The organism is Pararhodobacter sp., assembly GCF_036802785.1.
In the GTDB taxonomy this organism is placed as follows: Bacteria; Pseudomonadota; Alphaproteobacteria; order Rhodobacterales; family Rhodobacteraceae; genus Pararhodobacter.
In genome coordinates, this window is the sequence record NZ_DAIRVN010000058.1 from 1 (window position 1) to 14399 (window position 14399).

General features: G+C 65.6%; 13 protein-coding genes and 1 pseudogene. 9 read left to right on the top strand and 5 right to left on the bottom strand.

Annotated features, from left to right (window positions below; all coding sequences use genetic code 11):
- The 9 genes and pseudogenes from V7Q53_RS16965 to folD form a co-directional block, all read left to right on the top strand.
- A pseudogene (locus V7Q53_RS16965) lies at positions 1-460 on the top strand (energy transducer TonB); the annotation flags it as partial.
- Entirely contained in the window at positions 457-1794 is a 1338-nt protein-coding gene (gene tolB / locus V7Q53_RS16970; RefSeq protein WP_442954446.1) for a Tol-Pal system beta propeller repeat protein TolB, read from the top strand. The pseudogene V7Q53_RS16965 and the gene tolB, both read left to right, overlap by 4 nt.
- Positions 1795-1944: 150 nt before the next feature.
- Positions 1945-2466, top strand: coding sequence for a peptidoglycan-associated lipoprotein Pal (gene pal, locus V7Q53_RS16975; RefSeq protein ID WP_333829896.1), 522 nt, complete (start codon positions 1945-1947; stop codon positions 2464-2466).
- 133 nt (positions 2467-2599) lie between these two features.
- The gene (gene tilS, locus V7Q53_RS16980) at positions 2600-3853 is read left to right on the top strand and encodes a tRNA lysidine(34) synthetase TilS (protein WP_333829897.1); all 1254 of its coding nucleotides are present in this window, start codon (positions 2600-2602) and stop codon (positions 3851-3853) included.
- A gap of 115 nt (positions 3854-3968) precedes the next feature.
- Positions 3969-5885: an ATP-dependent zinc metalloprotease FtsH gene (gene ftsH / locus V7Q53_RS16985; protein ID WP_333829898.1), complete on the top strand. Its 1917-nt coding sequence runs from the start codon at positions 3969-3971 to the stop codon at positions 5883-5885.
- Positions 5882-6670 (top strand): methyltransferase domain-containing protein, encoded by a 789-nt coding sequence (locus tag V7Q53_RS16990; RefSeq protein ID WP_333829899.1) that lies wholly within the window; start codon positions 5882-5884, stop codon positions 6668-6670. Before ftsH ends, V7Q53_RS16990 begins: the two co-directional genes overlap by 4 nt.
- The gene (locus V7Q53_RS16995; protein ID WP_333829901.1) at positions 6670-7290 is read left to right on the top strand and encodes an MOSC domain-containing protein; all 621 of its coding nucleotides are present in this window, start codon (positions 6670-6672) and stop codon (positions 7288-7290) included. The genes V7Q53_RS16990 and V7Q53_RS16995 overlap by 1 nt, the downstream gene beginning before the upstream one ends.
- A gap of 138 nt (positions 7291-7428) precedes the next feature.
- The gene (locus V7Q53_RS17000; protein WP_333829903.1) at positions 7429-9105 is read left to right on the top strand and encodes a formate--tetrahydrofolate ligase; all 1677 of its coding nucleotides are present in this window, start codon (positions 7429-7431) and stop codon (positions 9103-9105) included.
- 136 nt (positions 9106-9241) lie between these two features.
- Complete coding sequence (gene folD, locus V7Q53_RS17005) at positions 9242-10132, top strand: bifunctional methylenetetrahydrofolate dehydrogenase/methenyltetrahydrofolate cyclohydrolase FolD (protein WP_333829904.1); 891 nt, start codon at positions 9242-9244, stop codon at positions 10130-10132.
- 9 nt (positions 10133-10141) lie between these two features.
- Here the strand turns inward: folD and V7Q53_RS17010 are convergent, their stop codons facing one another.
- The 5 genes from V7Q53_RS17010 to V7Q53_RS17030 are packed head-to-tail and all read right to left on the bottom strand — an operon-like array spanning position 10142 to position 14394.
- Positions 10142-11461, bottom strand: a complete 1320-nt coding sequence (locus tag V7Q53_RS17010; protein ID WP_333829905.1) for an ATPase — start codon at positions 11459-11461, stop codon at positions 10142-10144.
- A 23-nt stretch (positions 11462-11484) separates the two neighbouring features.
- A complete protein-coding gene (locus V7Q53_RS17015) occupies positions 11485-11979 on the bottom strand; it encodes a prepilin peptidase (RefSeq protein WP_333829926.1) in 495 nt (164 codons plus the stop codon).
- Between the two features lie 13 nt (positions 11980-11992).
- On the bottom strand, positions 11993-12838 hold the full coding sequence (locus tag V7Q53_RS17020) for a tetratricopeptide repeat protein (protein ID WP_333829907.1): 846 nt from the start codon (positions 12836-12838) through the stop codon (positions 11993-11995).
- A 21-nt stretch (positions 12839-12859) separates the two neighbouring features.
- A complete protein-coding gene (locus tag V7Q53_RS17025; RefSeq protein WP_333829927.1) occupies positions 12860-13405 on the bottom strand; it encodes a tetratricopeptide repeat protein in 546 nt (181 codons plus the stop codon).
- A 5-nt stretch (positions 13406-13410) separates the two neighbouring features.
- Positions 13411-14394, bottom strand: a complete 984-nt coding sequence (locus V7Q53_RS17030; protein ID WP_333829908.1) for a type II secretion system F family protein — start codon at positions 14392-14394, stop codon at positions 13411-13413.
- Positions 14395-14399: the final 5 nt, after the last annotated feature.

Here is a 14399-nt window from a genome sequence, read left to right on the forward strand (position 1 = left end):
CCCCACACCGGCCCCGACGCCCACGCCCACACCTGCTCCGGCACCCCAGCCCACCGGCCCCAGAACGGATGCGATTGCCGATGCGCTGGCTCAGGCCATGGCCGAAGAACCCGCGCCCGGCGGTGCCGATGCCGGGCCGTCGATCAGTCAGGCCGATATCGACGGGCTGCGCCTTGCGGTGGAGGAATGCTGGAATGTCGGCATCCTCTCGTCAGATGCGCTTCAGGTTGTGGTCACCATCGGTTTCGAGCTGTCGCGGGATTCACGCCCGGTGCCCGGGACGATCCGCCTTGTCGAGGCGCAGGGCGGCGGGCAGGCCGCGCAGATGACCGCGTTCGAGGCCGGTCGCCGCGCCATCGAGGAATGTGGTATGAATGGCTATGGATTACCGAGCGACCTTTATGACCAGTGGCGTATGGTCGAAATTACCTTCAACCCCGCAAGGATGAGCACACGATGACCGCCTTGACCACCAAGCACCCCCTCGCCCTGATCGTGGCCCTTGCCGCGTTTGTTCTGAGTGCGGCCACGGCGATGGCGCAAAGCACCTCGCCGCTGCGGATCGAGATTACCGAAGGCGTGATCGAACCCGTGCCCTTCGCCATTCCCGATTTCGTGCCCGAAAACGCGGCGGGGCAGCAATATGCCGCCTCGCTCGCGCGGGTCGTCGCTGCCAATCTTTCGGGCACCGGCCTGCTGCGCGAGATCCCCTCGTCGGCGCATGTCGGGCGTATCTCCAGCTTCGATTCCCCCGTGCAGTTCTCCGACTGGCGGGCGATCAATTCGCAGGCGCTGATCACCGGCGCGGTGCTGGTGAACGGGCCCAACATCACCGTCAAGTTCCGGCTGTTCGACGTGGTCTCGGGCCAGCAGCTGGGCGATGGGCTCCAGCTTGACGGGCGCACCGACAGCTGGCGGCGCATGGCGCACCGGGTGTCGGATGCGGTTTATACGCGGCTGACCGGCGAGAGCGGGTATTTCGACAGCCGGGTGGTATTCATCGCCGAATCCGGCTCACGCGAGAACCGGCGCAAGCAGGTGGCGATCATGGATCAGGACGGCGAGAACGTGCAGTTCATCACCGATGGTTCCGCGCTGGCCTTCGCGCCGCGTTTCTCGCCCACCGGCGACCGGCTTCTGTTCACCTCATATGAAAGCGGCTTCCCGCGGATTTATCTGATGGATGTCGCCACCCGTGCGCGGCAGATGATCGGCGATCAGCCGGGCACCATGACTTTCGCGCCGCGCTTCTCGCCGGACGGGCAGTCGGTGGTCTATTCGCTGTCGGTGGGCGGCTCGACCAATCTGTTCCTGCTCAATCTGGCCAGCGCGCAGCGTTTTCAGCTGACCAATACCGGCGCGATTGATACCGCACCCAGCTTCTCGCCCGACGGGCAGTCGGTGGTCTTTGAAAGCGACCGCGAGGGCACCTCGCAGCTTTACATCATGAACGTCTCCACTGGCGATACGCGCCGCATCAGCCACGGGCAGGGGCGCTATTCCACCCCCGTCTGGTCGCCGCGCGGCGATCTGATCGCCTTTACCAAGTCAAATGCCGGGCGCTTCCACATCGGCGTGATGCGCACCGATGGCTCGAACGAGCGGTTGCTGACATCGTCCTACCTCGATGAAGGCCCCACCTGGGCGCCCAACGGCCGGGTGATCATGTTCAGCCGCGAGCAGGCGGGCGGTGATTCGGGCCTTTTCTCGGTCGATATTTCGGGGCGCAACCTGCGCCGCGTGCCCACACCCGGCGCGGCCTCTGACCCCTCATGGTCGCCGCTGCTGCCGTGATCACACTCAGGCGAGCGGGTGAAGCGGCATCTTTTCGCCGATTCCCCGCGCGCCCCGCTTCTGATATGTTGCGCCGCAAAGCAGCGGCAAACGCCCTCACACCCTATGCACCCATACCCTATGCCCCCATCCCCTATGAAGGACAGTTTCATGAGATTCCTCACCACCATCATCCTGCTGACGGCGACGCTTGCGCTGGCCGCCTGTAACAACCCCCGCGGCGGCGCCGGTTCTGGCACCGATGTCATCGACCCCTGGGGGCCGGGCGGTGCCGGTGGCATCGGCTCGACGGCGCTGGGCGATCCGAATGACCCCACCTCGGTGGCCTATTTCAACCAGAGGATCGGTGACCGGGTGCATTTCGTTGTCGACCAGTCCAGCCTCTCGCCCGAAGGCATGGCCACTCTGCGCCAGCAGGCAACCTGGCTGAACCAGAACCCGCATTTCGCCATCCTGATCGAAGGCCATGCCGATGAGCGCGGTACGCGCGAATACAACGTCGCCCTGGGTGCGCGCCGGGCCAATGCGGTGCAGGAATACCTGATCCAGCAGGGCGTGGGCGCGTCACGGATCCGCAATGTCAGCTATGGCAAGGAGCGCCCGGTCGAGGCCTGTGCGATGCAGCGCTGCTGGGATCTGAACCGCCGCGCGGTGACGGTGGTGTCCCGCTGAGGGCTTCGCGCTTAGGGAAAACGGGGAAGGGGGGCTTTTTGCCCCCCTCGGCGCTGCGCGCCTCACCCCCCGCGCGTATTTACGGCAAGATGAATAAGGCGGGTCCGCGCAGGTCGCAGGCCCGCTTTCTGCCATGAGGGCGGCGCTGGAGACCTGTCTGGCGCAGCATCCCGGCCTGACGCGGCTGGGCGTTGCGGTGTCTGGCGGCGGGGATTCCGTAGCGCTGCTGGTCACGGCGGCGGAACTGCCCGGCGTGACGCTGGAGGCGGTGACCATCGATCACGGATTGCGCGCCGGATCGCGCGCCGAGGCCGGGCAGGTGGCGGCGCTTTGCGCGCGGCTGGGCGTAGAGCATCAGCGGCTGGACTGGGCGCGCGGCGAGGCGGCGGGCGGTAATCTGCAGCAGGCGGCACGGCGCGCGCGCCAGCAGATGATCGGCAACTGGGCGCGCGCACGAGGCCTTCAGGCGGTGCTGCTGGGCCATACACTGGACGATCAGGCGGAAACGGTGCTGATGCGGCTGGCGCGGGGTTCAGGCGTGGACGGCTTGTCAGCGATGGAAGCGGCGGTGGAGCAGGGTGGCCTGCTGTGGCTGCGCCCCTTTCTGGGCCTGCGCCGCGCGGACTTGCGTGACTTTCTGCGCGCGCGGGGCGTGGCATGGTGCGAAGACCCGTCGAACGAGGATACGCGGTTTCAGCGTGTCCGGGCGCGGCAGGCGCTGGCGCTGCTGGCGCCGCTGGGCATTGATGCCGCCGGGCTGACCGCCACCGCCGGGCGCCTGCGCCGAGCGCGCGCGGCGTTGGAGGGGCAGACCCGTGCCGCGCTGGCCGCGCTGGCTGTCGAGGACCGGGGCACGGTGCTGGTGTCGCAAGCCGCGCTGGCGCTGGAGCCCGAGATCCGCGACCGGCTCTTTGCACGGCTGGTGACGGGGCTGAGCGGGGCCGCGCATCCACCGCGGTTGGCCGGGTTGCAGCGCTGGATCGGCAGTGCGGAGGGGGGCGGCGGAAAGGGCGGCGCGTTCATGGGCTGCCTGCTGCGCCCCGAAGGCGACGGCCTGCGCCTTTTTCGGGAATACCGCGCGGTGGCCGCGACCGTCACTCCCGCTGACGCCGTCTGGGACGGGCGCTGGCGGGCCACGGCGCAGGCCGGGGGCGGCGCAACGGCAGGCGGGCAGGGCGAGATCCGCGCGCTGGGGCCCGAGGGCCTGCGCCAGTTGTCCGCGCAGGCGCGCGCGGGCCTGCACCCGCACTGGCGCGATTCGGGGCTGCCTGAAGCCGCGCTCAAAGCCATGCCGGGGCTGTGGCGCGAAGCGCGGCTGATCGCCGCGCCGCTTGCGCTTTGGCCCAATGGCTGGCACATCGCAGCCCGTCCTGTGACCCGCCTGTGACCGTTCTGTGACCGACCTTCCGCCGAGACCGGCATTATCGCATTGAATACGCCCCGCCCCGCCCCTATTTTAGACACAACCGGCCGCCTGCGGCCCCAAGACCGGGAGAGCCTTTGTGGGCAACGCTCGAAATTTCGCATTCTGGATCGTCCTGTTTTTCCTGATGATCGTTCTGTTCAGCCTGTTCAACAGCGGGCAGGGCACCAACAACGGCCGCACCATCGGGTATTCGGACTTTCTGCAACGGGTTGAGGCGGGTGATGTCAGCCGCGTTGTCATCGATGGCGAAAGCCTGAGGGTGACCGACCGTGCGGGCCAGAACTATACCACCATCCGCCCCGCCGGTGAAAACCCGACCGAGCGCCTTCTGGCCGAGAATGTCGCCATCGAGGCCCGCCCGCAGGAGCGTTCCGGCCTGATGTCGGCGCTGTCGGTCTGGCTGCCCTTCCTGCTGCTGATCGGTGTGTGGATCTTCTTCATGAACCGCATGCAGGGTGGCGGACGTGGCGGCGCGATGGGTTTTGGCAAATCCAAGGCCAAGCTGCTGACCGAAAAGCACGGCCGCGTCACCTTTGACGATGTCGCCGGCATCGACGAGGCCAAGGACGAGCTGGAAGAGATTGTCGAATTCCTGCGCAATCCGCAGAAATTCAGCCGTCTCGGCGGCAAGATCCCCAAAGGCGCGCTGCTGGTCGGTCCGCCGGGCACGGGTAAAACCCTGCTGGCGCGCGCCATTGCCGGTGAGGCCGGGGTGCCTTTCTTCACTATCTCGGGCTCCGATTTTGTCGAGATGTTCGTGGGGGTCGGTGCCAGCCGGGTGCGCGACATGTTCGAACAGGCCAAGAAGAACGCGCCCTGTATCCTCTTTATCGACGAGATCGACGCTGTCGGCCGTTCGCGTGGCGTGGGCTATGGCGGCGGCAATGATGAGCGCGAGCAGACGCTGAACCAGCTTCTGGTCGAAATGGACGGGTTCGAGGCCAATGAGGGCATCATCATCATCGCGGCCACCAACCGCCCCGATGTGCTTGACCCCGCGCTGATGCGCCCGGGCCGGTTTGACCGTCAGGTGCAGGTGCCCAACCCCGATATCAAGGGCCGCGAGAAGATTCTGGGCGTGCATGCCCGCAAGGTGCCGCTGGGCCCGAATGTGGACCTGCGCATCATCGCGCGCGGCACGCCGGGCTTTTCGGGTGCCGATCTGGCGAACCTTGTGAACGAGGCGGCGCTGACGGCAGCGCGCAAGAACCGCCGGTTTGTCACGATGGACGATTTCGAGAATGCCAAGGACAAGGTGATGATGGGGGCCGAGCGGCGCTCGATGGTCATGTCCGAGGAGGAAAAGAAACTCACCGCCTATCACGAGGCCGGGCATGCCGTTGTCGGCCTGCATGTGCCGCAGCATGACCCGATCCACAAGGCCACGATCATTCCGCGCGGCCGGGCGCTGGGGCTGGTGCTGTCGCTGCCTGAGCGCGACCAGCTCTCGGTGACCTACACCAAATACAAGTCCAAGATCGCCATGGCGATGGGCGGCAAGGTGGCCGAAGAGCTGACCTTCGGCAAGGAAAACGTCACCTCGGGTGCGGCCAGCGATATCCAGCAGATCAGCCGGATCGCACGGGCGATGGTCACGCAGTTCGGCTTTTCTGATCAGCTGGGCCATATCGACTATGCCAACGAGCAGCAAAGCTATCTGGGCGCCTATTCGGGGGGCACCACCGTTTCGCCCGATACCCAGAAGCAGATCGACGAAGAGGTGCGCAAGATCGTCGATGAGGGGTATCAGACCGCCAAGCGCATCCTGACCGAGCACAGCGGTGAGCTGGAGCGGCTGGCGCAGGGCCTGCTGGAATATGAAACCCTCACCGGGCCGGAAATCACCCGCGTCATGCGCGGCGAGCCGATCGGGCGCGACGAAGATGACGCGAACCCGCCCAGCGGCCTGCCCTCGGTCGCCTCGATCCCGAAAACCAAGCCGCGCAAGTCTCCGGGCGATGACAGCGGTATGGAGCCTGAGCCGAGTGCATGAGCGCAACGCCGCAAAATGACTGGAACCCCGGGGCCTATGACAGGTTCCGGGGTTTGCGTTTGCGCCCGGCGCTGGACTTGCTGGCGCAGGTGCCGGCGCTTCCGGCGGGCGATGTGGTCGATCTGGGTTGCGGCAGCGGGGCCGCCGGGCCCGTGCTGCGGGCGCGCTTCCCTGACCGACGGCTGATCGGGCTGGACAGCAGCCCGGCCATGCTGGCCGAGGCCCGGGGCGCGGGCTATGACCAGCTTGCCGAGGGCGATATCAATGGCTGGGTACCCGAACGCCCACCCGCGCTGATCTTCTCCAACGCGGCGCTGCACTGGCTGGGTGATCATGCGCGGCTGATGCCCGCGCTGGCCGGGCTTCTGGCGCCGGGTGGTGTGCTGGCGGTGCAGATGCCGGGTAACTTTCTCGCCCCCTCGCATGCGCTGTTGCGGGCGACAGCCGCGCGGCTGCACCCTGAACGCGTGGCGCAAAGCCCTTCTCTGCCCCCTGTTCTGGCAACTGACGACTATATGCGGTTGCTGCACCCCATGGGGGCGGTCACGGGCTGGGAGACCACCTATATCCAGCGCCTTGACCCCGTCGAAGGCGGCGGCCACCCGGTGCGCGCCTTCACCGAGAGCACCGCGATGCGCCCCTGGCTTGAGGGGCTGAGCGCCGCGCAGGCGCAGGCCTTTATTCAGGATTATGAGGGCGGGCTGGAGATGGCCTATCCGCGCGAAGCCGGGGGCTTTGTGCTGTTTCCCTTCCGCCGCGTCTTTTTCACCCTCAGGAGGGCGTGATGGCTGCACTGACCGATACGGGGCTGCGCGCGCAGATCCTCTGGCTGGGCCATGTCCCTGACCGCAACGCGGCGCTGGAGGCGACGGCGCAAAGCGCCATGGTGCTGCGCTTCACCGGGCCGGAGGGTGAGGCGCATGGCGGGCTGACGCGCCCGGCCTGCTCACGCGTGGCGGCGCTGTACCGGCGCAACACCGAAATCCGCAACACCCGCCAGCTTTCGGTGATGTCCGCCGAGGAACTGGCGCAGATCGCCGCCGATATGGGGCTGGACGCGCTGGACCCCGCACTTCTGGGGGCCTCGATGGTCCTCAGCGGGCTGCCTGACCTGACGCATCTGCCACCCTCATCGCGGCTGCTGGCCGACAGCGGCGCCGCGCTGGTGGTGGATATGGAAAACCGCCCCTGCACCTTGCCCGCCCGGCCCATCGAAAACCGCCACCCCGGCTTTGGCGCGCGCTTCAAGCGGGCGGCGAAGGGGCGGCGCGGCATCACCGCATGGGTGGAGGCCGAGGGGCGGGTAGCCACCGGCGACAGCCTGCGCCTGTTCATTCCTGACCAGCCCGCATGGGCCGGACCCGTTGCCAATACGATTCCGGCCAATCCGGTTCCTGCCGCCTGAAACAACCACTGAGGTTTCGCATGCGAAACCTCCCGCGCCGAAAAACGGCGCTGATCGGTCGCAAACGAATTTCCCGCCAGCATCTTCCCGCCGTATGCAGGGGGAGGTATGTCTGCGCGCGAACCAAGGGAGCATTTGATGGCCTTCAAGACCGATATAGAAATTGCCCGCGAGGCCACGAAGCAACCGATCCAGAAAATCGGCGACCGGCTGGGTATTCCGCAGGAACATCTGCTGCCCTATGGCCATGACAAGGCCAAGGTCGGGCAGGATTTCATCCGCTCGCTGGAAGGCCGCCCCGACGGCAAGCTTATTCTTGTCACCGCAATCAACCCGACGCCTGCGGGTGAAGGCAAGACCACCACTACGGTGGGGCTGGGCGACGGGCTGAACCGGATCGGCAAGAAGGCGGTGATCTGCATCCGCGAGGCCTCACTGGGGCCGAACTTCGGCATGAAGGGGGGCGCGGCCGGGGGCGGCTATGCGCAGGTTGTGCCGATGGAGGACATGAACCTGCATTTCACCGGCGATTTCCACGCCATTACCTCAGCCCACAACCTGCTTTCGGCGATGCTGGACAACCATATCTACTGGGGCAATGCGCTGGATATCGACGCGCGCCGCATCGTCTGGCGCCGGGTGATGGACATGAACGACCGCGCGCTGCGCGACATGGTTGTGGGGCTGGGCGGCGTGGCCAACGGCTTTTCGCGGCAGACGGGGTTTGACATCACCGTGGCCTCCGAGGTGATGGCGATCCTGTGTCTTGCGCGCGATCTGGACGATCTGCAGAAGCGGCTTGGCGATATCGTCGTGGCCTACCGGCGCGATAAAACCCCGGTCTATTGCCGCGATCTGAAGGCCGATGGCGCCATGACGGTGCTGCTGCGCGATGCGATGCAGCCCAATCTGGTGCAGACGCTTGAGAACAACCCGGCCTTCGTGCACGGCGGGCCGTTTGCCAATATCGCGCATGGCTGCAACTCGGTCATCGCCACGCGCACGGCGCTGAAACTGGGCGACTATGTGGTCACCGAGGCCGGTTTCGGGGCCGATCTGGGGGCCGAGAAGTTTTTCGACATCAAATGCCGCAAGGCGGGGCTGACACCGGCGGCGGCGGTGATTGTGGCGACGGTCCGGGCGATGAAGATGAACGGCGGCGTGGCCAAGGCCGATCTGGGGGCCGAGAATGTCGAGGCCGTGGAAAAGGGCTGCCCCAATCTGGGCCGCCATATCGCCAATGTGAAAAGCTTTGGCGTGCCGGTGGTGGTGGCGATCAACCATTTCCATTCAGACACCGACGCCGAGATTGCGGCGGTGCAGGCCTATGTAACTGAGCAGGGCGCCGAGGCGATTGTCTGCAAACACTGGGCGCAGGGCAGCGCCGGGATTGAGGCGCTGGCGCATAAGGTGGTGGAGATGGCGGAATCGGGCATGGCGCAATTCGCGCCCATTTACCCCGATGACATCGGCCTGTTCGAGAAGATCGAGATCATCGCCAAACGCATCTATCACGCCGATGAGGTGCTGGCGGACAAGGTGATCCGGGAACAGCTGAAAGCCTGGGAGGCGGCGGGCTATGGCGATTTTCCGATCTGCATGGCCAAGACGCAATACAGCTTTTCCACCGATCCCAACCTGCGTGGCGCGCCGACCGGCCATTCGGTGCCGGTGCGGGAGGTGCGCCTGTCGGCGGGGGCGGGGTTTGTGGTGGTGATCTGCGGCGAGATCATGACCATGCCGGGCCTGCCCCGCACCCCGGCGGCCGAAACCATCGGCATCAACGATGCCGGGCAGGTCGAAGGGCTGTTCTGAGGCCTCTGGGCAGCGGCGCGCGCCGGGCGGGGCATCGAACCCCGCCCGGCGCGTCGGTCCGACCCCTTGCGGGGACGGCCCGACCGGGGCAAGAGGGCAGCGTGGCGACACGACAGGCGATTTGCAGGAGAGCAACATGGCGGCAAGCATCATCGACGGCAAGGCATTCGCGGTACGGCTGCGCGGGCAGCTGGCAGAGCATGTGGCACAGCTGAAGCAGGAGCATGGGCTGGTGCCGGGGCTGGCCGTGGTTCTGGTGGGTGAAGACCCGGCGAGCCAGGTCTATGTCCGATCCAAGGGCAAGCAGACGGTCGAATGCGGCATGCGATCTTTCGAACATCGCCTGCCTGCCGAGGCTTCCGAGGCCGAGCTGCTGGCGATTGTGGAAAAGCTGAACGCCGATCCGGAAGTTCATGGCATTCTCGTGCAGTTACCGCTGCCTTCGCATATGAATGCCGATTTGGTGATCAGCGCGATCAACCCGGCCAAGGACGTTGACGGCTTTCACATTTCCAATGTCGGCCTGCTGGGCACCGGGCAAAAGGCGATGGTGCCCTGTACCCCGCTGGGCTGCCTTCTGATGCTGCGTGCCCATCACGGGAATCTGTCAGGGATGGAGGCGGTGGTGGTGGGCCGCTCGAACATCGTGGGCAAGCCGATGGCGCAGCTTCTGCTGGGCGACAGCTGCACGGTGACCATTGCCCACAGCCGCACCCGCGATCTGCCCGCGGTCTGCCGCCGCGCCGATATTCTGGTGGCTGCCGTCGGCCGGCCTGAGATGATCCCCGGCGACTGGGTGAAACCGGGTGCGACGGTGATTGATGTGGGCATCAACCGGATTGAGCGCGACGGCAAGACGGTGCTGGTGGGTGATGTGCATTTCGACAGCGCTGCAGCGGTCGCGGGGGCGATCACGCCGGTGCCGGGCGGGGTGGGGCCGATGACCATTGCCTGCCTGCTTGCCAATACGGTGACCGCCGCCTGCCGCGCGCAGGGCCTGCCGGAGCCGGAGGGGCTGAGCGCCTGAAAGAGGGGCTTACTGCACGATATCTTCGTCGCGCACGAACATATTGCCCCATGCGCGGTCAATCAGTTCCGGGCTCATGTGATAGGGTTTGCCCTCAAACTCGCAGATGGCGATCATCTGGTCGATCAGAAAGACCGGCTGATAGTTGGAATAGACATTGCCGATGATGGGGTATTTCACCTGCAACAGATGGTTCAGCGCCTCGGCGTTGAGCGGCATCTGCCGCTTGCGGGCGACAAGCGCGAAGATCTTGAGGAAATCGGCCTGACCGGGGCCGTCGATCTTGATCTTGTAGAAGATGCGGCGCAGGGCGGCCTGATCGAAAATCTTGTTGGGGTGGAAGTTGGTGGAAAAGATCACCAGCGTGTCAAACGGCACGATGATCTTTTCCCCTGATTGCAGCGACAGGATGTCATAATTCATCTCCAGCGGGACGATCCAGCGGTTGATGAGCGCCTGCGGCGGGGCCTCCTGGCGGCCAAGGTCATCGACGATGAACACGCCGCCCATGGATTTGAACTGCAGCGGCGCCTGATAGGTGCGCGCCACGGCGTTATATTTCAGCTCCAGCATGTCCAGCGTCAGCTCGCCCCCCGTCACCACGGTGGGCCGCTCACACAGAACATAGCGCTGATCATGGCGCAGGCCGCTCAGGCGCAACTGGCTGCCCGGTGCCTCAGGCAGTTTGGCACGGGTATGCACGATCGGATCATAGACCGAGATCACCTGACTGGAATGCACCACCGCCCGCGGCACATAGATCTGATCGCCAAGCGCATCGCGGATGCCGTTGGAAATAGAGGATTTTCCGTTGCCCGGCGGGCCGTAAAACAGGATCGAACGCCCCGATGTCACCGCCGGGCCCAGATCAGCCATCAGCCCCGGCGGCAGGATCAGATCGCCCATCGCCTGTTGCAGCCGGTCACGCGACATGCTGATCTTGCGGATGGACTGGCGGCGGACCTGCTTGGCATAGGCCTCCATCGGGACGGGCATGGCGCCGTAATATTCGGACTGCCCCAGCGCGCGTTGTGCCTGTGCGCGCCCGGCCTCGGTCAGTTGATAGCCCATTTCCGAGGTGGTCGCCCCGGCGTGCAGGGTGCCCATGGCCTCCAGCAGGCGCTCACTGCGGGCGGTGTCGATGAGTTGCTGAACCTGCGCGAAGGGCAGGCAGACCACCGCCGAGATTTCGGACACAAGGGTGATGGACATCCGCAGCATGGTTTTCAGCAGGATGTCGCGCATCAGGGTCATCGGCAGCCCGGTTTCGGCCAGGGACGCCGGGGGCGCGGGGGGCGGGATGCGCGGTTCAGGGTTTGGCCGGGTCATCGCAGGCTCCGCCGCACGGGGTCTCAATGGCCGTAAAGGGCCGCGAGACCGAGGTAAATGATCAGGGCAGGCCCCAGCGCGAGGCCCATCGGAAATTCGCGGCGCTGCCAGCTTTCCCAGTGCGGGGTTGCCGCGCGCACCGCCGGGATCAGCCGGAACAGCCGGTGCGCCACAAAACCGGCCAGCACCGCCGCACCCAGAAGCACCAGAAACAGGCGCAGATCGCCAAGCGCGACAAAAGGGGCCATCGCGGCGGCGAATTTGGCATCACCCGCGCCGAACCCGCCGGACAGGCTGAGCACGAAGCCCACCACCAGAACCACCGCGAAGTTCAGCCAGGACCAGCCCCAGACCGGCAGCGGCAGCACCAGCAGGCCGACCACCGCAAAAACGCCGGTCAGCGCCAGCACGGCCGTGTTGGGGATGCGCATGGCGCGCAGATCGCTCCAGACCACCCAGGCGGCCACGGGCGCGGCGAAGATCAGAAGCCAGAACGCGGCGGAGGCCGATTGCGCCATCATCATCCGCGCCCTATTGCAGCGCCCGAAGCGCCAGCACCGCCGCATCGAAATGCTGCGGATGGGTGGCGATGGCGTCTTGCAGCAGCCCGCGCCCGACCGCGACATCACCCTGCCGGATGGCGGCCAACGCCATCGTGTGCAGCAGCTCGGCGCGTTCCGTCTGGGTCATCTGTATCAGGGGCAGCTCATAGCGGCGCTGCGCGGCACGGGCCAGCACGAGGTTGTTCTTGGCGGTGAACATGCTGGAATCATGGCGCAACGCCTCGGTGAACAGCCGTTCGGCGCCGCGGTTGTCGCCCCGGGTCAGCTTGGAATATCCCCAGTTGTTGAGCACCCCGGCGGGGCGGGGGGTCAGATCGACGGCGATTTCATAGAAGCTGTCGGCGCGGTCCCATTGCTGGCGGGCATCGGCGACCATGGCCTCCAGCCGGTAGCGCTGGAAGGTCTCATGCGTAGGCGGCACGCGGTTGAGCGTGGCCTCGGCCTGCGACCATTCATTGGTGCGGATATAGGCATCGGCCAGTTCCACCTGATCATCCAGCACCGAATCCGGATGGGCGATGACCTGCTGCCAGACCGGTATCGCCTCCTCGGCCTGACCGGCACGCGCGAGCGAGCGCGCCAGCCCGCGGCGGAAGATCACGCGGTCGGGGTTATTCTCGGCGGCCTGGGTGAAATAGCTGACCGCCTCGCGCGGGTCGGCGGCGGAGAGCATCAGCTCGGCCATGTTCTCCTGATCAATGGCGGCGATTGAATCGATGGCGCGGGCGGTCTGCGCATGCCCGTTTTGCTCGCATCCTGCCAGAAACCCGGCGCACAGAAGGCACAGCGGTGCAACCCACAGCTTATGCATCATGTATCCTTCACTGCTCGCGCCTCAGAGTGTCGACAGCAGAAGAAAGCGCCCGTTTCCGCGTCGAACCAAAGCGAAATTATAGTTATTTTCGACAGTATAATCTGAATCTTCGAGATTTGCGATAGCGAGGCGAAGATTTTCACGGATTTCCCCGGACCGCCCGCTGTCCAGTGCGAAGGCGGTCTGGAACAGGTGCCGCGCCTCGCCCCAGCGCGCGCGTTCCGCCATCACCACGCCTAGATTGTTCAGCGCGGGCACAAAGGAAGGGTCGGTATCCAGCGCGCGGCGCAGCAGGCTTTCGGCCTGTCCCAGCCTGCCCAGCCGCAGATTGGCCGAGCCGATGGCCGACAGCACATCCACGCCCGGCCCCTGTTCGGCGGCGGCGCGGAAATAGGCCCTGAGCGCCAGATCATACTCGCCCGCCGCCATCAGCCGGTGGCCCACGGCCAGCCCGTCAACCGCCTCATGAACGGTGATGTTAGGGCCGGGCAGGCCGTCAGGAGTGAAGCCTTCGTCGCGCTGGCACGCGGCGAAGAGGCACAAAAGCCCCAGCGCCACGCCGGTCATTCGGATCATGGGCTGACATTCGTCGTGTTGAGCATTTCCATCACCCCATGCACCGAAGGCCCGATCAGAATGATCAGAAGCGGCGGCACGGTGAACAGCATAGTGCCCAGTGTCAGCTTCGTCGGCAAGACATTTGCCTTTTCTTCAGCCAGCATGACGCGCTTGTCGCGCATTTCAGCGGCATAGACGCGCAGGGCATCGGCGACCGAGGTGCCATAGGTTGCCGACTGGACGAGCACGGTCACGAACGAGCGGATATCGACATTGCCGCAGCGTTCGCCCATGTCCTTGAGCACCTCAAGCCGGTCCTTGCCTGCCTTGACCTCATGCGCGACGGTTTCGAATTCCTCGGCCAGCGCGGGATACCCTGCGCGCAGCTCACGCGCGATCCGGTTGATCGACTGGTCCAGCGATTGCCCGGCCTCGGTGCAGATCAGCAGCATGTCGAGCGCATCAGGAAAGCCGCGCGCGATCTGTTCCTGACGCTCTTCGCGGCGCTTGTTGACCCAGTAGATCGGCAGGTAATAACCAATCAGCGTGGGCAGCAGCACCGGCATGGCCAGCATGAGGGTGGAGCGTTCGGCATCGGCGGGTTGCAGCATGGTGAAGGCCAGCCCGAGCATCAACCCGCCCAGCCCCATGATGAACTTGGCCGCGTGAAAATCGCGCACGGCGTTGCGGCCATGATAGCCCGCCTGGATCATCTCCAGCTTTGCCGCCGATTTTTCTTCGTCGGTGCCGGGTTCAAGAAAGGATTTGTAGCGCTCAAGCCGCTTTTGCAGCGAATTGCTTTCCTCGCGCCGTGACAGCTTGCTGTTGCGTTCCTGCGGGATGTCGCGGGCCTGCCGGCGCAGCTTGTCCAGCGGATCGGCGGTTCCGGCGCGGCTGCCGGTGACGGCGAACAGCACCAGCGTCAGCCCCGCCGCGACCAGAAGCACCATCAGCCCCAGCGGCGAGGTCAGGCCCTGCAGGATGGTATCCATGAACATGGCGG